This is a genomic window from Dietzia sp. NPDC055343 (genome assembly GCF_053645265.1).
Genome location: NZ_JBSHMJ010000005.1, coordinates 130,660 through 151,069 on the forward strand (window position 1 = coordinate 130,660; position 20,410 = coordinate 151,069).

Annotated in this window: 15 protein-coding genes; 11 read left to right on the top strand and 4 right to left on the bottom strand. The window is 70.3% G+C overall.

The window, feature by feature from the left end; genetic code table 11:
- Nucleotides 1–156: 156 nt before the first annotated feature.
- Nucleotides 157–1,875 carry an AMP-binding protein gene (locus ACWIE7_RS04295; RefSeq protein WP_454068649.1) on the bottom strand — a complete coding sequence of 573 codons (1,719 nt, stop codon included), beginning with the start codon at nt 1,873–1,875 and terminating at the stop codon, nt 157–159.
- A 203-nt stretch (nt 1,876–2,078) separates the two neighbouring features.
- Here ACWIE7_RS04295 and ACWIE7_RS04300 point away from each other — a divergent pair, with 203 nt between their 5' ends.
- Genes ACWIE7_RS04300 through ACWIE7_RS04315 form a run of 4 tightly spaced genes read left to right on the top strand, consistent with a single transcriptional unit; the run spans nt 2,079 to nt 6,601 of the window.
- Nucleotides 2,079–3,605 (top strand): CoA-acylating methylmalonate-semialdehyde dehydrogenase, encoded by a 1,527-nt coding sequence (locus ACWIE7_RS04300; protein ID WP_452098580.1) that lies wholly within the window; start codon nt 2,079–2,081, stop codon nt 3,603–3,605.
- Between the two features lie 28 nt (nt 3,606–3,633).
- Nucleotides 3,634–4,809, top strand: coding sequence for an acyl-CoA dehydrogenase family protein (locus tag ACWIE7_RS04305; RefSeq protein WP_452098581.1), 1,176 nt, complete (start codon nt 3,634–3,636; stop codon nt 4,807–4,809).
- 3 nt (nt 4,810–4,812) lie between these two features.
- Nucleotides 4,813–5,709 (top strand): 3-hydroxyisobutyrate dehydrogenase, encoded by an 897-nt coding sequence (mmsB, locus tag ACWIE7_RS04310; RefSeq protein ID WP_454068650.1) that lies wholly within the window; start codon nt 4,813–4,815, stop codon nt 5,707–5,709.
- 28 nt (nt 5,710–5,737) lie between these two features.
- Nucleotides 5,738–6,601 (top strand): LuxR C-terminal-related transcriptional regulator, encoded by an 864-nt coding sequence (locus ACWIE7_RS04315; protein ID WP_230928263.1) that lies wholly within the window; start codon nt 5,738–5,740, stop codon nt 6,599–6,601.
- On the opposite strand, the gene ACWIE7_RS04320 is transcribed toward ACWIE7_RS04315, so the two are convergent.
- On the bottom strand, nt 6,551–7,642 hold the full coding sequence (locus ACWIE7_RS04320; protein WP_454068651.1) for a cytochrome P450: 1,092 nt from the start codon (nt 7,640–7,642) through the stop codon (nt 6,551–6,553). The two genes, ACWIE7_RS04315 and ACWIE7_RS04320, sit on opposite strands and share 51 nt — an antisense overlap.
- A 264-nt stretch (nt 7,643–7,906) precedes the next feature.
- Between ACWIE7_RS04320 and ACWIE7_RS04325 the strand changes: the two genes are divergently transcribed.
- Complete coding sequence (locus ACWIE7_RS04325; protein WP_454057613.1) at nt 7,907–9,334, top strand: MFS transporter; 1,428 nt, start codon at nt 7,907–7,909, stop codon at nt 9,332–9,334.
- A 114-nt stretch (nt 9,335–9,448) separates the two neighbouring features.
- On the opposite strand, the gene ACWIE7_RS04330 is transcribed toward ACWIE7_RS04325, so the two are convergent.
- On the bottom strand, nt 9,449–9,955 hold the full coding sequence (locus ACWIE7_RS04330; protein ID WP_452098586.1) for a MarR family winged helix-turn-helix transcriptional regulator: 507 nt from the start codon (nt 9,953–9,955) through the stop codon (nt 9,449–9,451).
- Nucleotides 9,956–10,119: 164 nt separating this feature from the next.
- Here ACWIE7_RS04330 and ACWIE7_RS04335 point away from each other — a divergent pair, with 164 nt between their 5' ends.
- Together ACWIE7_RS04335 and ACWIE7_RS04340 are read left to right on the top strand one after the other, a co-directional pair.
- Nucleotides 10,120–11,667 (top strand): succinate CoA transferase, encoded by a 1,548-nt coding sequence (locus ACWIE7_RS04335; protein ID WP_452098587.1) that lies wholly within the window; start codon nt 10,120–10,122, stop codon nt 11,665–11,667.
- 35 nt (nt 11,668–11,702) lie between these two features.
- The gene (locus ACWIE7_RS04340) at nt 11,703–13,151 is read left to right on the top strand and encodes an acyclic terpene utilization AtuA family protein (protein ID WP_452098588.1); all 1,449 of its coding nucleotides are present in this window, start codon (nt 11,703–11,705) and stop codon (nt 13,149–13,151) included.
- Between the two features lie 48 nt (nt 13,152–13,199).
- Here ACWIE7_RS04340 and ACWIE7_RS04345 read toward each other — a convergent pair whose 3' ends face one another.
- Nucleotides 13,200–14,807 carry a class I adenylate-forming enzyme family protein gene (locus ACWIE7_RS04345; RefSeq protein WP_452098589.1) on the bottom strand — a complete coding sequence of 536 codons (1,608 nt, stop codon included), beginning with the start codon at nt 14,805–14,807 and terminating at the stop codon, nt 13,200–13,202.
- Between the two features lie 167 nt (nt 14,808–14,974).
- Between ACWIE7_RS04345 and ACWIE7_RS04350 the strand changes: the two genes are divergently transcribed.
- From ACWIE7_RS04350 to ACWIE7_RS04365, 4 genes are read left to right on the top strand one after another with little or no spacing between them, the layout of a single operon-like run.
- Entirely contained in the window at nt 14,975–15,793 is an 819-nt protein-coding gene (locus ACWIE7_RS04350) for a TIGR03084 family metal-binding protein (RefSeq protein WP_452098590.1), read from the top strand.
- The gene (locus ACWIE7_RS04355) at nt 15,790–17,613 is read left to right on the top strand and encodes an acyclic terpene utilization AtuA family protein (protein WP_454068652.1); all 1,824 of its coding nucleotides are present in this window, start codon (nt 15,790–15,792) and stop codon (nt 17,611–17,613) included. Before ACWIE7_RS04350 ends, ACWIE7_RS04355 begins: the two co-directional genes overlap by 4 nt.
- Complete coding sequence (locus ACWIE7_RS04360) at nt 17,610–18,812, top strand: acyl-CoA dehydrogenase family protein (protein ID WP_454068653.1); 1,203 nt, start codon at nt 17,610–17,612, stop codon at nt 18,810–18,812. The genes ACWIE7_RS04355 and ACWIE7_RS04360 overlap by 4 nt, the downstream gene beginning before the upstream one ends.
- The gene (locus tag ACWIE7_RS04365) at nt 18,809–20,407 is read left to right on the top strand and encodes an acyl-CoA carboxylase subunit beta (protein WP_454057608.1); all 1,599 of its coding nucleotides are present in this window, start codon (nt 18,809–18,811) and stop codon (nt 20,405–20,407) included. Before ACWIE7_RS04360 ends, ACWIE7_RS04365 begins: the two co-directional genes overlap by 4 nt.
- Nucleotides 20,408–20,410: the final 3 nt, after the last annotated feature.

Sequence of the window (20,410 nt, forward strand, 5' to 3'; positions counted from 1 at the left end):
GCCGCCCCGGCATCCGCGCGCGCGGATGACCGCGCGGGGCCCGTCCTCCGCATCCCACGACGGGCGCGGCCCCACGCAACCCAGCCAGCCGTCACCCCGGTCAGCGTTTCCCCAGGTGGATACCCGGGAGAACGTACCGGAGTGACGGGGAGGGTGTCAGCGGAGGGCGTCCTCGCGGAACTCGCCTGGGAAGTCGACGGACGGGCCGTTGTCGACCTCGCCCCTGCGCAGCTCCACGCGCCGGATCTTGCCCGAGATGGTCTTGGGCAGATCCGTGAACTGCAGGCGGCGGATCCGCTTGTAGCCCGCCAGATGGGTACGCGAGTACTCGAAGATCTCGCGGGCCGTGTTCTCGTCCGGCGCCCAGTCTCCGGCGAGGACGACGAACGCCTTGGGCACGCTCAGCCGGACCGGATCTGGAGAGGGGACCACCGCCGCCTCCGCGACCGCCGGGTGCTCGAGCAGTACCGATTCCAGCTCGAACGGGGAGATCCGGTAATCCGACGACTTGAACACGTCGTCGGTGCGGCCGACATAGGTGATGTACCCGTCCGAGTCCCGCGAGCCCACGTCACCGGTGTGGTAGAAACCGTCGGCGTACGCGGCCTCGGTGCGCTCGGGGTCGCCGTGGTAGCCGACCATCAAGCCCAGCGGGCGGGGATCCATACGCAGGCAGATCTCGCCCTCGGCACCGTCCTCGGTGACCTCCCGGCCGGTCGCGGGATCGACGAGCGCCACGTCGAAACCCGGGCAGGGGCGGCCCATCGAGCCGTCCTTGATCGGCTGGCCCGGGGTGTTGGCGATCTGCACGGTCGTCTCGGTCTGACCGAAGCCGTCGCGGATCGTCACGCCCCACGCGTCGCGGACCCGGCCGATCACCTCCGGGTTGAGGGGCTCGCCGGCTCCGACGGCCAGGCGCGGCGGGTTCTGCAGCTGCGCCAGGTCGGCCTGGATGAGCATGCGCCACACGGTGGGCGGGCAGCACAGGCTGGTCACTCCGCAGCGGTCCATCTCGCGCATCATCGCCGTGGCGTCGAAGCGGGAGTAGTTGTAGAGGAAGACGCACGAGCCCGCGATCCACGGAGCGAACACGTTGGACCAGGCGTGCTTGGCCCAGCCGGGCGAGGAGACGTTGAGGTGGACATCTCCCGGCTGCAGACCGATCCAGTACATGGTCGACAGGTGGCCGGCCGGGTACGAGGCGTGCGTGTGCTCGACAAGCTTGGGCTTACTGGTGGTGCCCGAGGTGAAGTAGAGCAGCAGCGTGTCGTCCGCGCGGGTGGTGTGACTCGGCTGGAAGTCCGGGGAGGCGTCCAGCGCGGCCGCGATGTCGGTCCAGCCTTCAGCGGCTCCGCCGACGGAGATGCACTGGTAGTCGCCGGAGATCGACGCGAATCGCTCGGCGAGTTCGGCGCGGGCGATGACGTGCTTGATGCCGCCACGCGCAATGCGGTCCCGCAGGTCGCCCTCCGCGAGGAGCGTCGTGGCCGGGATGACGACCGCGCCGAGCTTGATCACGGCGAGCATCACGTCCCACAGCTCCACCTGGTTGGCGAGCATGAGCAGGATCCGGTCGCCCGGCTCGACGCCGCGGTCGCGGAGCCAGTTGGCGGTGCGGTCGGACCGGATCCGCATCTCGTCGAACGAGTACTTGGCCTCGGTCGGTGCGCCGCCGTCGTGCTCCTCGACGATCCACAGCGCCGGGTCGTCGTTCCCTTCGGCCTGGACATCGAACCAGTTCAGCGCCCAGTTCCACTCGTCGAGCTCCGGCCAGACGAATCCCGCCCGGGCGGCGTCGTAGTTCTCGGCGTTCGCCTGGAGGAAGTCGCGGGCGGCGCGGAACTGTTCGGTGGCCTCGGTGGAGAGCGGCGGCATGGATGCTCCTGTCGATGAATCGTAAAGTGAGTCAGCTCACAGTAGGGCGGGGCGTGGGTCCGCGGTACACCCGAAAGGGGAGGGGTGCGGGCAATCCGGGCCCCGACCCTGGATTACTAGGAGGTGCAAGTATATGGTGATGGTCATCACGGGAACGGGCGCGGCCACCAGAGGTCGCCACCCACACGTCAGGAAGGACGTCCATGTCGGATCTCAGGCAGGTCGAGCACTACATCAACGGAAAGCGCGTCGCCTCGACCGGCGGTCGCAGCCAGGAGGTGCTCAACCCGAGCACCGGTGAGGCACAGGCGGTCGTGCCGCTGGCGACCACCGCCGAGGTCGACGACGTGATCGCCAAGGCCGCGGTCGCCCAGAAGGAGTGGGCGGCCATGAACCCGCAGAAGCGCGCCCGCGTGCTCATGCGTTTCGTGGCGCTGGTCAACGAGAACATGGACGAGCTCGCCGAACTGCTCGCGATCGAGCACGGCAAGACCACCCCGGACGCCCGTGGCGACGTCCAGCGCGGCCTCGAGGTCATCGAGTTCTCCATCGGCATCCCGCACCTGCTCAAGGGCGAGTACACCGAGAACGCCGGCACGGGCGTCGACGTCTACTCGATGCGCCAGCCGCTCGGCGTGGTCGCCGGCATCACCCCGTTCAACTTCCCCGCCATGATCCCGCTGTGGAAGGCCGGCCCGGCGCTGGCGTGCGGTAACGCGTTCGTGCTCAAGCCCTCCGAGCGCGACCCGTCCGTGCCGGTGCGCCTGGCCGAGCTGTTCACCGAAGCCGGTCTGCCGGACGGCGTGTTCCAGGTCGTGCACGGTGACAAGGAGGCCGTCGACGCCATTCTGAACAACGACACGATCAAGGCCGTCGGCTTCGTCGGCTCCACCCCGATCGCGCAGTACATCTACGAGAACGCGGCCCGCACCGGCAAGCGCGCGCAGTGCTTCGGTGGCGCCAAGAACCACGCGATCATCATGCCGGACGCGGACTTCGACCAGGTCGCGGACGCCCTGGTCGGTGCCGGTTTCGGCTCGGCCGGTGAGCGCTGCATGGCCATCTCGGTTGCCGTCCCGGTCGGCGAGGGCACCGCTGAGAAGCTGCTCGAGAAGCTGCTGCCCAAGGTCAAGGAGCTCAAGGTCGGCCACAGCCACGACCCGCAGTCGGACTACGGCCCGCTGGTCACGCCCGAGTCCAAGGCCCGGGTGCTCGACTACATCGACCAGGGGGAGAAGGCCGGGGCGAAGATCCTCGTCGACGGCCGCGGCGTCGGTGCGTACACCGGCGAGTTCAACGGTGAGGACATCTCGGGTGGTTACTACGTCGGCCCCACGCTGATGGACAACGTCACCACCGACATGAGCGTCTACACCGACGAGATCTTCGGGCCCGTCCTCACGATCGTCCACGCCGAGAGCTTCGAGGACGCCCTGCGTCTGCCGAACGAGCACGAGTACGGGAACGGCGTGGCCATCTTCACCCGCGACGGCGATGCCGCCCGCGAGTTCGTCTCCCGCGTCGAGGTCGGCATGGTCGGCGTCAACGTGCCGATCCCGGTCCCGATCGCCTACCACACGTTCGGCGGCTGGAAGAAGTCCGGATTCGGCGACCTCAACCAGCACGGCCCGGAGTCGATCAAGTTCTACTCCAAGGTCAAGACGGTCACGCAGCGCTGGCCCTCGGGCATCAAGGACGGTGCCGAGTTCGTCATCCCGACGATGGACTGACGTCGGTCACCGTAGGAGAGGAACACTGATGTTCACCCTTGATGACGACGACAAGGTCATCGTCGACGCGGCCCGTGACTTCTCCGAGAAGCGGATCGCGCCCCGGGCACAGGAGTGGGATGCGACCCACCATTTCCCCAAGGACGTCCTCCGCGAGGCGGCCGGGATGGGCATGGGCGCGATCTATGTCTCCGAGGACGTCGGGGGCAGCGGGATGCGTCGTCTGGACGGCGTGCGCATCTTCGAGCAGCTCGCCCGCGGCTGCCCGTCGGTGGCGGCCTACCTGTCGATCCACAACATGTGCGCGTGGATGATCGACGAGTTCGGCACCGACGAGCAGCGGCGGCAGTGGATCCCGAAGCTGGCCTCGATGGAGTTCTTCGCGAGCTACTGCCTCACGGAGCCGGGCGCGGGTTCGGATGCGGCGGCGCTGCGGACCAGGGCGGTCCGGGAGGGCGACGGCCCGGACGCCGAGTACGTGCTCACCGGCACAAAGCAGTTCATCTCCGGCGGTGGCCAGTCGGACGTGTACGTCGTGATGGCCCGCACCGGTGACCCGGGTGCCAAGGGCATCTCGACGTTCATCGTCCCGGCCGATTCCGAGGGGCTGAGCTTCGGCCCGGACGAGCAGAAGATGGGCTGGAACGCGCAGCCCACCGCTCAGGTGATCATGGAGGGCGTCCGCGTGCCGGCCGCCAACCTCATCGGCGGCGCGGACACCGGTGGCGAGGGCCTCGGCTTCACCATCGCCATGCGGGGACTCAACGGCGGCCGCATCAACATCGCGGCGTGTTCGCTGGGCGGCGCCCAGCAGGCGTACGCGCAGGCGGTCGCCCATCTGCGCGATCGCGAGGCGTTCGGTGGTGCGCTCATCGACGAGCCGACCATCCGGTTCACCCTGGCCGAGATGGCCACCGAGCTGGAGGCCAGTCGCCTCATGTTGTGGCGCGCCGCCGCGGCCCTGGACGCCAAGGAGCCGGACCACGTCGAACTGTGCGCGATGGCCAAGCTGTTCGTGACCGATCGGTGCTTCGAGATCGCCGACCGGGCGCTGCAGCTGTTCGGCGGCTACGGGTACCTGGCCGAGTACGGAATCGAGAAGATCGTGCGAGATCTCCGGGTGCACCGCATCCTGGAGGGGACGAATGAGATCATGCGTGTCGTCGTCGGCCGGGCCGTCGCCGCACGTGGACTGGGAGCGTAGGACATGAACAACGGTTCGCAGACTGTGGCGTTCCTCGGCCTCGGCAACATGGGTGGGCCCATGGCGGCCAATCTTGTCGGGGCGGGCCACGAGGTCCGCGGCTTCGACCCGGTCGAGGCCGCCCAGAACGCCGCGCGGGACACGGGTGTGACCGTGTGCGCCTCGCCGGCCGAGGCCGTCGAGGGGGCGTCGGTGGTCATCACGATGCTGCCCAACGGTGCGTTGGTCACCTCGACCTACGAGGAGGTACTGCCCAAGGCCGGGAAGGGGACGTTGTTCATCGACTCCTCGACGATCTCGGTCGACGACGCTCGTGCGGTGCATTCCACGGCCGTCGCCGCCGGCATGCTGCAGGTGGACGCCCCGGTCTCCGGCGGTGTCAAGGGTGCCACCGCGGGGACCCTGGCATTCATGGTCGGAGGCGAGGACGAGGCCTTCGCCGCGGCGCAGCCGGTTCTCGAGCCCATGGCCGGAAAGGTCATCCACTGCGGTGCCGCCGGTGCCGGTCAGGCGGCGAAGGTCTGTAACAATATGGTTCTGGCGGTCCACCAGATCGCGATCGGTGAGGCGTTCGTCCTCGCCGAGCGGCTCGGGCTGGAGCACCGGGCGCTGTTCGACGTCGTCACCGGGGCCACCGGCAACAGCTGGGCGCTGCACACCAACTGCCCGGTTCCCGGACCGGTGCCCACCTCTCCGGCCAACAACGACTTCACACCCGGGTTCGCCACGGCCCTGATGAACAAGGACCTGGGGCTCGCTCTCGCGGCCCTGGAGAGCACGGGAACGGTCGCTCCGCTCGGCGCGGCGGCGGCAGCCCTGTACGACGAGTTCGCGCAGGACAACGGCAGCAAGGACTTCAGTGCCATCATCACCAGCATCCGCGAGTCCGCGGGGAGCTGACCACCTGTAACTCTCGGGAGAGCAGACCATGTCCACCCACCGCCCCAAGGACTCGGACGCCGTGCTCGGCGCCCTTCGGAGAGTCCGGCAGGAATCCGGGTTGCCGATGGTGTTCGCTGGCGAGGCCGACGGCGAGACCGCGCAGCTGACCCGGTTCATCGGCGCCCGCACCAGTTCGATGCAGGGCCTGGCCGTGGCCAAGGGGCGTGGGCTCGGCGGTCACGTCATGGCCTCCGGTCGTCCCGCGACCGTGCGGGACTACGAGGACTGCTCCAGTATCACCCGCGACTACGCGGCCGCGGTGGAGCTCGAGGGGCTCCGGGCGATCATCTCGGTGCCGGTCATGGTCTCCGGGGTGGCGCGGACGATCCTGTACGGCTCGGCGCGAGTGGCAACCCAGCTGGGGGATCAGGTCGCGCGGACGTTCACCTCGGTGGCCGCGGAGCTGTCGTCCGAGTTCCAGATCCGTGACGAGGTGGACCGTCGGCTCCGGATGGCCGATCTGGCCGCCGCCGAGCAGGGCGCCGGATTGGAGGCGACCGACCGCGAGCAGATCAGGATGCTGCACGGCGAACTCCGGGCGATCGCCGCGGAACTGGGCGACGCCGCGCTGCGGAATCGGCTGCTCGCGGCCGGTTCCGCGCTCGCGGGGGTCGGCAGGGCCCCGGACGCGGCGGATACCCCGGTCCAGGACAAGCCGGTTCTCTCGCCGCGGGAGATCGACGTGCTCGCCCAGGTCGCATTGGGATGCTCCAATGCCGAGGTGGGCGCGCGGCTGTCGCTGTCTCCCGAGACGATCAAGGCGTACCTGCGCAACATCGGCACCAAGCTGGGCACGCGGTCACGGATGGAGTCCGTCGCCCGCGCGCGGTTGCTCGGCGTTCTGCCCTGATCTGCCCCTGCCTGCGCTGACCTGTCCCGGTCTGTGCCGCCGGGACCCGGTGGGCCGGTACGTACCCGCAACCGCGTCCGGAGGCAGCTGGCCGGATCCGTTGGTCAGGTGGTGGCGGTCGCGCGGTAGCGCAGCCGAACACCGGTGGCGGGGCGGGTCAACATCCGGGTCCACGGGAACGTCAGGTCGTCGGCGTCGTCGCTGATCTCGACGCCGGGGCGGCACAGCGCGGCGACGGTCGCGGACAGGGCGGTGACGGCGATCTTCTCGCCGGGACAGCGGTGCCCGCTGCGCACCCCGGCGCCCCCCCTGGGGGATGAACGCCGCGAGTTCCTCGGCGTCGGCCACGTCGAGGAAGCGCTCCGGATCGAATGTCCCGGCGTCGTCCCAGTGATTCGGGTCCGTGTTGGTGCCGAGAATATCCAGGAACACGCGTTGGCCGCGGTGGACGGGACAGCCGCCGATCTCGGTGTCGACCGCGGCGAGGGCGGGCAGCATCGGGACGAACGGGTACACCCGCCGGACCTCCTGGGCGAACGCGACCGCCTCCGGGATGTCGGTGAGGCGCCCGGCGGCGGTCGTCGCCTCGCGGATCCGCCGCGCCCAGTCGGGGTGGTCGACCAACGCCACGGCGGCGAAGGCCGCGAAGCGTGCGACGGCCACGGTGGGCCGGGTGAGATTCTGGAGTTCGACGGCCGCGGTGTGGTCCGACACGAGAGCACCGTTCTCATCGCGCAGGTCCGCGATCGCCGTCAGCACCGAGTCCGCCGCGACGCGTGTGTGGCCGTCGCGGGCACCGTCGCGGGCGCCGCGGATCAGGCCGGTGGCCCAACGGTCCAGCCTCGCCCGTTCGACCCACGCCAGGGGATTGGTGGCCGGGCGGCCGAACGTGTCGAGGAGCCTGCTCATCTGATGCGCCCTGCGGTCGGCTTCCGCGGTGGACACCGGCACACCCGCCCACCGGAACGCGGCGCGGCCGAAGGCGACGGTGGTCGCGTCGTACACCGATCCCGACCGCTGCCGGGAGAGCGTCGTGAGCATCTCCTCCAGTTCCTCCGAGACGCAGGTGGCGAACGCCGCGACCCGGGAGTCGTCGTACGCGAGGTCCGCGAGCGCGTTCTTCCGCGCGCGGTGCGCGTCGCCGCGCTGCAGATGATGTGGCCCAGATCACCCGACATCCACTTTCGGGTGTACCGGGTGTGGCTCGCCTCACATAGTTTCTTCTCAGTCGACGTGAACACGTCGGAGAAATCTGTCAGCGCCGCAGGTTCACAGCCCGGCGACACTGAGAAGACTGGAGTTGTCTTGACAGCCACGAATTCGCCCACGGGGGGCGCGACGCCACAGGCGGCGGCCGGCGTCCCGGGTAAGAAGACCTCGCTCGCGCGCGTCGCCGCAGCCTCCTCGATCGGTACGACGATCGAGTGGTACGACTTCTTCATCTACGGCACGGCCGCCGCGCTGGTCTTCCCCACGCTGTTCTTCCCCGAGCAGAGTGCGGCCTCGGCCACGCTGTCGTCGTTCGCCACCTTCGCCGTGGCCTTCTTCGCTCGGCCCGTCGGCGCCGCGGTATTCGGCCACTTCGGCGACCGCATCGGTCGTAAGCGCACGCTGGTGTGGACGCTGATGATCATGGGCGTGGCGACCGTGTTCATCGGTCTGCTCCCCGGCTACGAGACCGGCGCGTTCGGCGCCTTCGAGAACGGCATCGGTATCGTGGCGCCCACGCTGCTCGTGCTGTGCCGCTTCTTCCAGGGCTTCGCCGTCGGCGGCGAATGGGCGGGCGCCACCCTGCTCACGGCCGAGTATGCACCGGAGGGCAAGCGCGGACTGATGGCCATGTGGCCACAGCTCGGTGTGGCCTTCGCGTTCTTCCTGTCGTCGGGCACCTTCCTCATCTTCGCGCTCGTCGCCGGAAACAACGCGGGTCCGGACAGTGCGTTCATGCAGTACGGCTGGCGCATCCCGTTCCTGCTGTCCGCGGTCCTCGTCCTCATCGGCCTCTGGATCCGCGTCTCGGTCGAGGAGACCCCCGTCTTCAAGCAGGACCGCGAGCTCGCCTCCAAGGACACCGCACTCGCGACCCTGCCCTTCGCCGACGCGATCCGCTTCCAGTGGAAGGAGATCCTCATCGCCGGCGGCGCGCTGACCTCGCTGTTCTCGCTGTTCTACATGGGGACCTCGTTCCTCACGAACTACGCCACCGCCACGCTCGGCCACTCCCGCCCGTTCGTCCTCGGCATGGGCATGGTCGCCGCCCTGGTCTTCGGTCTCGCCATCGCCCTGTCCGCGATGTACTCCGACCGGATCGGCCGCAAGAAGGTCATCGGCACCTCCGTCGGGCTGGCCATCGTCTGGTCGCTCGTCGTGTTCCCCATCCTCGACACCGGATCGACCGGCGCCTTCGCCGTGGGCCTGCTCGTCACCCTGATCATCTTCGGTATCGCCTACGGCCCGGCCGGCGCGCTGCTGCCCGAGCTGTTCCAGGCCCGCTACCGCTACACCGGTGCCGGCCTCGGCTACAACCTCGCCGGAATCCTCGGTGGCGCACTGCCGCCGCTGGCCGCCGCCGCGATGGTCGCCGCGGGCAACACCCTCGGAGTCGGCATCATGCTCTCGCTGTTGTCGGCCATGTCGATGATGTGCGTGCTCGCCATGACCGAGTCGAGCAAGAACAAGGTGACCGGTGAGCTCGCCGAGAACGACGCGGTGCTCGCCACCGAGGTCCCCTGACCCGGTGACCTGACGGCCCCGACGGGCCGCACCCCACCAGCAGCCGCGCCCGGCCCCACCCGAGAGGGGGCCGGGCGCGGTGTCGTTCGTGCCCGGTGAGGACGGCGCGAGTCGTCAGAAGTCGCCGGCGGTGCGGCGCAGCGAGCCGATCGCCTCGATGAGCGCGATCTGATCGGCCTCGTCCATGCCGGGATCGGCGAACACCCCGGCGTTGAGGGCGGCCGTCGCCTGGGCCACGACCTCGCGGCCCGCATCGGTGATCTCGACAAGCGTCGTACGGCCGTCGGTGGGGTGCGGTCGGCGTTCGACCAGGCCGGCGTCGAGGAGCCGCTTCATCGCGCTGGTGACGCTCGTGACGTGGACCTGCAGACGTTCCGAGGCCTTGGTGATGGGCAGGGCGCCCGAGCGGGAGAACGCGAGCAGTCGCAGCAGCTCATAGCGGGGAAACGACAGGTTCCAGGGCCGCAGGGTCTCCTCGACCCGGGCCAGGAGGATCTGGTGCGCCCGCATCACCGATGTCACCACGGTCATCCCCTGCGCGGCGTCGAGCCAGCCCTCGCGCTCCCAGTTGGCGCGGGCCTGGTCGATGCGATCGGGGATCGGTGCGGTCCTGGGGGACAAGGCTCACTCCTGGGGCCACGACGGTCGGCGGATTCCGTCGATTCTATCGGTCCCGTGCCACCGGCAACGTCAGACATGACGAGCGCGCCTGACACACCGGTTCGGGGGGAGGTCGCCTGTCTCACCATGAGGAGCAGGGCACCGCCCGGCGATAGGCTCCGCGCATGACCAACACCGTCCAGCAGGGTGCCGCCACCATCACCACCCGTGTCCGACACCCGCATTTCCAGGGGCTGGTGACCGACGCCGCCACGGCGGTGGCCCGGATCCAGGACGGGGACACGGTCGCGATCAGTGGATTCGCCAGTGCGGGTACGCCCAAGGCGTTCGCGCCGGCGCTGGCCGAGCGGATCCGTCGGGTGCGCGCCGGGGGCGGGCAGCTGAGCGTCAATCTTCTCACGGGCGCATCCGTGGCCGGCGAGGCCGAGGCGACCCTCGCCGAGGTGGACGGCGTGGCCCTGCGGATGCCGTACCAGAGCGAGCCCACCGCCCGCGGCAAGATCAACGACGGTCGGATGGACTACGTGGACATCCATCTGTCGCACGTGGCCCAGCAGGTGTGGGAGGGCTACTACGGGGACGTGGATGTCGCTGTGGTGGAGGTCGCCGCCATCACCGAGGACGGCAAACTGGTCCCGTCGATGTCGGTGGGTAACAACAAGACCTGGCTCGAGGTCGCGGACAAGGTGATCCTCGAGGTGAACTCGTGGGTCCCGCTCGACGTGGAGGGCATGCACGACGTCTACTACGGCACGGCGCTTCCTCCGGCGCGCAAGCCGATCATGTTGACCCGGCCGGCCGACCGCATCGGCCAGCAGTACCTCGAGGTCGACCCGGCCAAGGTCGTCGCCGTGGTGCCCACCGATGAGCAGGACTCGGAGACCACCGTCGCCGCGCCCGACGCCATCAGCCAGGCCATCGCCGGGCACGTGGTGGAGTTCTTCCGTCACGAGGTGGAACGCGGCCGCCTGCCCGCCGCCGGCCTGCTGCCCCTGCAGGCCGGGATCGGCAACGTCGCCAACGCGGTGCTCGGCGGCCTCGCGGAGGGCCCCTTCACGGGCCTGACCTGCTACTCGGAGGTCATCCAGGACTCGATGCTGGACCTGATCCGCCAGGGCACGGTCGCGCACGCCTCGGCCACGTCGCTGGCACTGTCCCGGGCCGGCCTGGCCGAGCTGGTGGACAACATCGATCTGTACCGCGAGCACGTCACGCTGCGCCCGCAGGAGATCAGTAACCACCCGGAGATCGTGCGCCGTCTCGGGATCATCGGCATGAACGGCATGCTCGAGGCCGACATCTACGGCAACGTCAACTCCACCCATGTCGGTGGCACCCGCATCATGAACGGGATCGGCGGCTCGGGCGACTTCACCCGGAACGGTTACGTATCCATGTTCCTGTCGCCGTCGACCGCCAAGAACGGCACGGTCTCGGCGATCGTGCCGATGGTGCCGCACGTCGACCACACCGAGCACGACGTGCAGGTCATCGTCACCGAGCACGGCCTGGCGGACCTGCGCGGCCTGAGCCCCCGCAAGCGCGCGCCGCTGATCGTGGACCGCTGCGCCGATCCGGCGTTCCGTCCGATGCTGCACGATTACCTGGATCGGGCGACCGCGCGGCCGGGCGCGGGCAACACCCCGCATATCCTCGAAGAGGCCCTGTCATTCCACACCCGCCTCGCCGCGACGGGAAGCATGCTGGAGTAGGTCGAAGAACACCACCCGAGTGACCCGGAGGATCGATGACGACCAGCACGCGCCCCCTGCGGATCGGCAACGTCTCCGCCGCGCGGACCGACCGGGACACCGCGACCGCCGAGTTCCTCGCGGCCTCGAGGTTGGATGTCGTGGCGCTGGACATGCTGTCCGACGAGGCGATGCTGGATCTCGCCGCACAGCGCGCCGCGGGCGGGTCCGGGTATGAGCGCGCCGCGGTGGTGCAGCTGCGCGAATGCCTCGATCTGCTCGGCGTCGGTGGTGCGGGCGGACGTGGCGACGGGGCGGGTGACGACGACAAGGCGTCGGGCGTAAGGGTCGTCACCAACGCCGGAGCTCTCGACCCGGAGGGGCTCGCCCACGAGCTGCGGGCGCTGGCCCGGGAGGCCGGGGTGGACCTCCCGGTGGCCTCCGTTGATTCCGGCGACGTCACCGACCGGGCGCCCGAACTCGGTCTCGGTGTGGTCGACGTGGCGACCGTGCGGCACGGTGCGTTCGGGATCGCCCAGGCTCTGGCCGAGGGTGCCGTCGTCGTCGTCACCGGCCGCGTCAGTCGCGAGGCGCTCGTCACCGGCGCCGCCGCGGCGCACCACGGGTGGACCTCGTCGGCCCTGGACGCGCTGGCCGGGTCGGTCGCGGTGGGCCACGTCCTGTCCGGCGGGCCGGGCGCGACCGGCGTCGTGGACTCCTCCACGGACGTCACCCGGACCACCGACCCCGTGACCGGCGGTTACCCGATCGCGGAGATCGCCGATGACGGATCGGCGGTCATCACCCGACATCCGTCCGCGTTCGGCTCGGTCACCGTCGGCACGGTCACCGACCAGCTCCTCGACGGCGTCGCCGGCGCCCGCTACGCCGCGCCGGACGTGGTGCTGCGGCTCGACTCGGTGCGCCTGGCGCAGGAGGGCACGGATCGGGTGCGGCTCAGCGGCGCGCGCGGCGAGCCCGCGCCGCCGGTCGTCGCCCTGGTTGCCATGACCCGGGGCGGGCAGCGGCCCACGCGCGTCGCCCGCCCGCTCCCGCAGGAGGAGTCGGGGCACGTCGTGGTGTTGGCGGACGGGCGTCGCGTGCCCGTCCCGGTGCCGATGGAGACGGCGCCGATCGGGCCCGGCGAACTGCCGACTCCGTGGACTCCGAGCGCGGTGCCGGGCGGGGAGCAGGTGTCGACGGTTCTCGGGTCGGTCGCCAGCGTGCGGCGCGGGGTCGTGGGGCGTGGGGTCAACATCGCGGTGTGGACGTGGGACGACTCGGCATTCGCGTGGCTCGCCGACGAGTTCACGGTCGAGCGGCTGCGCGAGCTGGTCCCCGGCCTGGAGGGGATGGACGTGCGGCGCTACCCGCTGCCCAACCTGCGCGCGGTCAACCTGGTCGCGCGCCCGCCACGTGGCGAGGTGCTGACCCCGGGACTCGGCGCGGATCTCGCCGCCGCCCGGATCGAGGTTCCGGGCGAACTGCTCGAGTACGGTCCGTAGCCCGGGCCGGGGCCAGCGGCGGCTGCAGGTTAGAGCGGCCCGGGCAGGTCAGCTCATCGACCGCAGCTCGACCTTGCGGATCTTGCCGGTCGCGGTGCGGGGGATCGCGTCGGTCACCACGACGCCGCGGGGCCGCTGCGAGCTGGTGAGATGTTCGGCGCCGAACCGCAGGATCGAGTCGATTAGGTCGGCTTCCGGCGGCGCGTCGACGGCGGGGACCACCACCACGACCACCTGCTCGCCCCACGTGGGGTCGGGCCGGCCGATGCAGGCGACCTCGGCGACGTGCGGGTGGTCGAGGAGAACTCGTTCGACGTGCAGGGAACTCACGTTCTCGCCGCCGGACTTGACGATGTCCTTGACCCTGTCGGAGAACCACACCACGCCCTCGGCGTCGATGCGGCCGAGGTCGCCGGAGTGCATGCGTCCGCCCGCGAAGGCCTCGGCGTTGGCGTCCGGGTTGTTCCAGTAGCCCTCCATGACGGTCGGGCCGCGGTAGACGATTTCGCCGTCCTGCCCGGTCGGCATGAGCTCGGCTCCGCCGGGTTCGGAGATGCGGTTCTCGGCGAACGGGGTGGGGTAGCCCCACGAGTCGGCCTTGTCGGCGTTGAGTTCGGGCCACTGCATCACGGTCGCGGGCGTGCATTCGCTCATGCCGGATCCGAGCACGATCGTCGCGTCGGGCAGCGCCGCGGAGAGCCTCGTGCGCATCGCCTCCGACATCGGCGCCATCGCGTAGAGGAGCATCTGGATGGAGCTCAGGTCGAGCCCGCGGTCCGTCCCGTCGGCCAGAGCCTCGAGCATGAGCGGCAGCCCGACGAGGTGGGTGGCACGGACCCGGGCGACGGTGTCGGCGTAGCCGACCGGGTCGAAGCCCGGAAGGAGGTGGATCGTCGCACCCATGGTGACCGACGGGATGAGTACCCCGTTGAGACCGGCGGTGTGGAAGAGGGGGAGTGGGCACACCGTGACCGATCCCCGGGCGCCCCAGGCCATGCCGAAGATCGCGCTGTTACCGAGCGCGGCGACGGTGACGGCCAGGTGGGAGGTGAGCACGCCCTTGGGGCGGGAGGTGGTCCCGGAGGAGTAGAGGCACTGGACGATCTGGCGGTCGGCGATCACGGTGTCGGGATTGGTGTCGTCGCCGGCGAGAAGGTCGTCGAAGGACAGCACCGTGGGTCCGTCCGGTGCGGGCGTGAGGCCGTCGGGCAGGCCCCCGATGACGACGACGAAGCGGATCGCCGGGATCGCCCCGACCGCACCGAGTGCGAGCTCCGCGAGCGCGCCGTGGACGACCAGGATGCGCGTGCCGGAGTCGGTCAGGGCGTGCGCGATGTTCTCGAGGCCGGAGAGCAGGTTGACCGGCAACGCGACCATCCCCGCCTTGGCGCTGCCGAAGTAGGTGGCCACGAACTCGCGGCAGTTCGTGGACAGCAGAGCCACCGGCTCCTCGGGTTCGAGGCCCAGGCCGGCGAGCCCGTGAGCCACGCGATTGGACACCGATTCGAGTTCGGCGAAGGTCCACGATCCGGTGTCGTCCGTGACGGCGGTCCGGTCGGCGAAGGTGGCCGCGGCTCGGGTCGGGATGTCGCCGACCGAGCAGCGGCGCGCCAGGGCGTGGTCATGGGGGTCGATGCCGGTGGGGTCTAGTCGCACGGGGGGTCTCCGGTGTTCTGAGCGGGGATGGGGCGAGGGTGAAGGCGGGGCCGACGGCGGACGGCAGTCGTGTGACCGGGGTCACTGTGTCCACAGTGTCAGGATGGTCGAAAATTAGCAAGCAATCATGCTTGCTTTATTTGCGGCGGTTTGGGATCGTGATGCCCATGACCACCCCCCAGACCCCGGAGACCGAGGACCCACACGCGGCCCTCGCCGCGCTCAACGCCAGGTTGGACGAGATCGTCGAGGCCGCCGGCACCGACCACTGGAACGCCGCGACCCCGGCCGAGGGCTGGGACGTCGCCATGCAGATCGCTCACCTGGCCTGGACGGACGAGGTCTCGGTATCCGCTATCCGTGACGCCGACGCATTCCAGACGATCGTGGACAAGGCCATGGCCGACCCGGCAGGGTTCGTCGACGCCGGAGCCGAGGAGATCGCGTCGACCGGTCGCGACGAGGTCCTGGCACGGTGGCGCCTGGCCCGCGGGGAACTGGCGGACGAGCTCAAGGCCGCCGATCCCGGCGAGAAGGTCCCCTGGTTCGGGCCGCCGATGCGGCCGAAATCCATGACCACGGCCCGGATCATGGAGACATGGGCGCATGGCGTCGACGTCGCCGACGCGATCGCGGTCCCGGTCACCGACGACCCCGCTTTCCTCGCGGCGATGCCCCACGTGGCCCGGCTCGGCTTCAGGACCCGCGGCTTTTCCTATGCGATGAACGGCCTCGAGGCGCCCGCGAGCGAGATCCACGTCGCCCTCACGCAGGCGGACGGCACGGTGGTCGAGTTCGGCCCTGCCGATGCCGATCAGCGCGTGAGCGGGCCCCTGCTCGACTTCTGCCTCCTCGTCACCCAGCGCGTCCACCGCGAGGACACGGCCCTGGAGGCCGTGGGGGAGGATGCCGAGGGCTGGCTGCGGATCGCCCAGGCCTTCGCCGGCCTGCCCGGCGGGGGCCGCGAGAAGGGGGCGCGGGCATGAGCGTCGACCCCACCCCCGCGCAGCGAGTCGGCACTGAACCCACGGCGCCTCCGCTCCGCGTCGGCAACATGTCCGGCTTCTACGGCGACCGCATCTCGGCCATGCGCGAGATGCTCGAAGGCGGCCAGCTCGACGTCCTCACCGGCGACTACCTCGCCGAGTTGACCATGCTCATCCTCGGCCGCGACCGGATGAAGAGCGCCGAGCTGGGCTACGCCAAGACCTTCCTCCGCCAGCTCGAGGACTGCCTCGCGCTCGCTCTGGAGAAGAAGGTCAAGATCGTCGCCAACGCCGGCGGTCTCAACCCGGCGGGGCTGGCAGCGGCGATCCGCGAGCTCGGCGAGCGTCTCGGCCTGCAGCCGGAGGTCGCGTACGTCCACGGCGACGACCTCATCGACCGCGTCGGCGAGCTCGACCTCCCGGCCGACGCCGGCTTCCCGGTGACCGCCAACGCCTACCTTGGGGCGTTCGGCATCGCCCGGTGCCTGGATGCCGGCGCCGACGTCGTCGTCACCGGGCGCGTCACCGACGCCTCCGTCATCGTCGGCCCCGCGATCAGCCACTTCGGGTGGACCAGGCAGGATCTCGACGCGCTGGCCGGTGCCACCGCCGCCGGCCACGTGATCGAGTGCGGTACCCAGGCCACCGGCGGCAACTACGCCTTCTTCAACCGCGGTGAGATCGCCGACCCCGTCTCCCCGGGATTCCCGATCGCCGAGATCGCGGCCGACGGTAGCTCCGTCATCACCAAGCACGCCGGGACCGGCGGCGCCGTCACCGTCGGCACCGTCACCTCCCAGCTGCTGTACGAGGTCACCGGCGCCCGCTACGGCGGCCCCGACGTCGTGACCCGACTCGATACCGCCCGCCTCGAGCAGGAGGGGCCGGACCGCGTCCGGATCTCCGGGGTCCGCGGCGAGACCGCGCCGCCGGACACCAAGGTGTCGGTGACCTGCCTCGGCGGCCACCGCAACGAGATCACCTTCCTGCTCACCGGCCTGGACATCGAGGACAAGGCCGCACTGGTGGAGTGCCAGTTCCGCGCTGGACTCCAGCGCGAGCCCGCGGACCTGCAGTTCCGCCTGCACCGGACCGACCACCCGGATGCCGACACACAGGCCGCGGCCACCGCTATGCTCACCATCGTCGGCTGGGACCCCGACAAGGACGTCGTGGGCCGGGCATTCACCGACGCGGCGGTCGCCATGACCCTGGCGAGCTACCCGGGGGCCACCCCGAGCGGCCCGCCCGGTCGCGGAGCGCCCTACGGCGTGTACATCCCCGCCTACCTCGACCAGAAGGCGGTTCCCCACATCGCCGTGCTCCCGGACGGCACCAGCGTCGACATCGACCCGCCCGACGAGACGGCGGAGATGGGCGACGGCCACGCCTCGGACGGACTCGACTCCGCCGGCCGTCCGCTGGCCCCGCAGGACCCGGCCGGCCCCTCGACGACCCGCCCACTGGGCGACGTCTTCGGCGCGCGGTCGGGAGACAAGGGCGGCACCGCCAACATCGGGCTGTGGGCCGGCGACGAGCGGTCCTACCGGTGGATGCTCGCCACGCTCACCGTCGACGAGGTCCGCCGCCTGCTACCGGAGGCGGCCGACCTGCCGATCGAGCGCTACGAGCTGCCGCGCCTGCATGCGGTGAACTTCGTAATCGACGGGCTACTCGGCAAGGGCGTCGCGCACGGCTACCGCTGGGACCCGCAGGCGAAGGGGCTGGGCGAATGGCTGCGCTCCCGCGTCGTGGACATGCCCGATTACGTCACCGCCCCCGTCGACTCCCCGGCGGCCGCCATGAAGGAGAACCAGTGACCGTTCCTCGCAGAACCGCCCCCGCCGTCCCGCCCCATGTGCCCGGAGACCCCTGGTACTCGGACGAGCGACTCGCGCTCCGCGAGACCGCGACCCGCTTCGCGGAGCGGGAGATCCTGCCCCATCTCGCCGAGTGGGAGGCGGCGGGCGCGATCCCGCGGGAGCTGCACCGCGCGGCCGGCGAGCTGGGCCTGCTCGGGGTCTCCTTCCCCGAGGAGGTGGGCGGTGGTGGCGGCGACGCGATCGACTCCCTCGTGGTGTGCGAGGCGCTCCACGAGGCGGGCGTCTCCGGTGGCGTGTTCGCCTCCCTGTTCACCTGCGGCATCGCGGTGCCGCACCTGGCCCAGTCCGGGCGGCCCGACCAGATCGAACGGTGGGTGACGCCCACGCTGGCCGGCGAGCTGATCGGCTCCCTGGCCATCACCGAGCCCGGCGGCGGCTCCGACGTCGGTCACCTCACCACCACCGCACGCCGGGAGGGTGACGACTATGTCGTCAACGGCGCCAAGACCTACATCACCTCCGCCACGCGCGCCGACTTCGTCGTCACCGCCGTCCGCACCGGAGGCGGGGAACTCGCGGGCGCCGCCGGGGTGAGCCTGCTGGTGATCCCGACGGACACCCCGGGATTCCACGTCTCGGAGCCGCTCGACAAGCTCGGCTGGCACGCCTCGGACACCGCCGAGCTCACGTTCACCGACTGCCGCGTGCCGGTGGCCAATCTCGTGGGCGCGGAGAACGACGGCTTCACCCAGATAGCGATCGGCTTCGTCAGTGAGCGCGCCGCCCTGGCCTGCCAGGGATACTCGCAGGCGCAGCGGTGCCTCGATCTGACCCTGGACTGGGTCCGCGAGCGGGAGACCTTCGGTCGACCGCTGCTGTCCCGGCAGGCCGTGCAGAACACGGTCACCGAGATGGCCCGCCGCATCGACCTCGCCCGCACCTACACCCACCACTGTGTGAACCTCGCGGTCTCGGGGCACGACGCCGTGGCCGAGGTCTGCTTCGCCAAGAACACCGCCGTCGAGTGCGCCGAATGGGTCGCCAACCAGGCGGTGCAGCTCTTCGGAGGACTCGGATTCATGTCCGAGTCCGAGGTGAGCCGCCAGTACCGCGATGTCCGACTCCTCGGCATCGGCGGAGGCACCACCGAAATCCTCACCACCCTCGCCGGACGACGTTTGGGGTACACCGCATGACAATCCTGCGTTCCACGATCGACACCACCACCGCCGAGTTCGGCGCGGCGCGACAGGCCATGGAGGCCAAGCTCGACCAGCTCGCCGCCGATCTCGAACCGGCACTGGCGGGCGGCGGCGAGCGCAAGGTCGCCCGCCACCGCGAGCGCGGCAAGTTCACCGCGCGCGAACGGATCGACATGATCCTGGACCGCGAGTCGCCGTTCCTCGAACTGTGCGCGCTCGCCGCCTGGGGCTCGGACTTCCAGACCGGCGCCTCCGTGGTGGCCGGGATCGGCGTGGTCTCCGGCGTCGAGTGCCTCCTCGTCGCCAACGACCCCACGGTCAAGGGCGGCACCTCCAACCCGTGGACCCTGCGCAAGATACTCCGGCTCAACGACGTCGCCATGAAGAACCGGCTCCCGGTCATCAGCCTCGTCGAATCCGGCGGCGCCGACCTGCCCACGCAGAAGGAGGTGTTCGTCCCGGGCGGCGGCCTGTTCCGTGACCTGACCCGCCTGTCCAAGGCGGGCATCCCCACCATCGCCGTGGTCTACGGCAACTCCACCGCCGGCGGCGCGTACGTGCCGGGGATGAGCGACCACGTCGTGATGATCGAGGAGCGCTCGAAGGTGTTCCTGGCCGGCCCGCCGCTGGTCAAGGCGGCCACTGGTGAGATCGCCGACGAGGAGACGCTCGGTGGCGCCGACATGCATGCGCGGGTCTCGGGGCTCGCGGACCATCTCGCCGCCGACGAGGCCGACGCCGCACGGATCACCCGGGGCATCGTCCGGAGGCTCAATTGGACCAAGGCCGGGAGTGCCCCGCGCACCGAGGTCCTCGAGCCCCTCCACCATGCCGACGAGCTGCTCGGGATCGTGCCCGAGGATCTCAAGATCCCGTTCGACCCGCGGGAGATCATCGCCCGCATCGTGGACGGCTCGGACTTCGACGAGTTCAAGCCGCTGTACGGCGCGAGCCTCGTCACCGGGTGGGCCGAGATCCACGGCTACCCGGTGGGCATCATCGCCAACGCCCGCGGCGTGCTCTTCAGCGAGGAGGCGCAGAAGGCCACGCAGTTCATCGAGCTGGCCAACCGCTACGACACCCCGCTGCTGTTCATGCACAACACCACCGGCTACATGGTCGGCTCGGAGTACGAGCGCGGCGGCATCATCAAGCACGGCGCGATGATGATCAACGCGGTCTCCAACTCCGAGGTCCCGCACCTGTCGCTCATCACCGCGGCCTCGTACGGCGCGGGTCACTACGGCATGTGCGGCCGCGCCTTCGATCCGCGGTTCCTCTACACCTGGCCGAGCGCGAAGTCCGCCGTCATGGGCGGTCAACAGCTCGCCGACGTGGTCACCTCCGTCGCCGCCGCGGCCTCCGCGGCCCGGGGCGAGGAGATGGACCCCGCGACCATCGACGGCCTCAAGACGGCGATCGCCGACCAGATCGAGGCCGAGTCACTGCCGGCGTTCCTGTCGGGGATGCTCTACGACGACGGCGTCATCGACCCCCGCGACACCAGGACGGTGCTGGGACTCAGCCTGTCCGCGATCCACTCCGCTGAAGTCGCCGGCACGAGCCGCTTCGGCGTCTTCCGGATGTGAGGA

Excerpts from the sequence above, each read along its gene's own strand:
- ACWIE7_RS04315 (WP_230928263.1), top strand. The coding sequence starts at position 5,738 with ATGTCCACCCACCGCCCCAAGGACTCGGACGCCGTGCTCGGCGCCCTT.
- mmsB (WP_454068650.1), top strand. The coding sequence starts at position 4,813 with ATGAACAACGGTTCGCAGACTGTGGCGTTCCTCGGCCTCGGCAACATG.
- ACWIE7_RS04350 (WP_452098590.1), top strand. The coding sequence starts at position 14,975 with ATGACCACCCCCCAGACCCCGGAGACCGAGGACCCACACGCGGCCCTC.
- ACWIE7_RS04295 (WP_454068649.1), bottom strand. The coding sequence starts at position 1,875 with ATGCCGCCGCTCTCCACCGAGGCCACCGAACAGTTCCGCGCCGCCCGC.
- ACWIE7_RS04355 (WP_454068652.1), top strand. The coding sequence starts at position 15,790 with ATGAGCGTCGACCCCACCCCCGCGCAGCGAGTCGGCACTGAACCCACG.
- ACWIE7_RS04300 (WP_452098580.1), top strand. The coding sequence starts at position 2,079 with ATGTCGGATCTCAGGCAGGTCGAGCACTACATCAACGGAAAGCGCGTC.
- ACWIE7_RS04365 (WP_454057608.1), top strand. The coding sequence starts at position 18,809 with ATGACAATCCTGCGTTCCACGATCGACACCACCACCGCCGAGTTCGGC.
- ACWIE7_RS04335 (WP_452098587.1), top strand. The coding sequence starts at position 10,120 with ATGACCAACACCGTCCAGCAGGGTGCCGCCACCATCACCACCCGTGTC.
- ACWIE7_RS04320 (WP_454068651.1), bottom strand. The coding sequence starts at position 7,642 with ATGCTCACGACGCTCTCCCGGCAGCGGTCGGGATCGGTGTACGACGCG.
- ACWIE7_RS04340 (WP_452098588.1), top strand. The coding sequence starts at position 11,703 with ATGACGACCAGCACGCGCCCCCTGCGGATCGGCAACGTCTCCGCCGCG.
- ACWIE7_RS04305 (WP_452098581.1), top strand. The coding sequence starts at position 3,634 with ATGTTCACCCTTGATGACGACGACAAGGTCATCGTCGACGCGGCCCGT.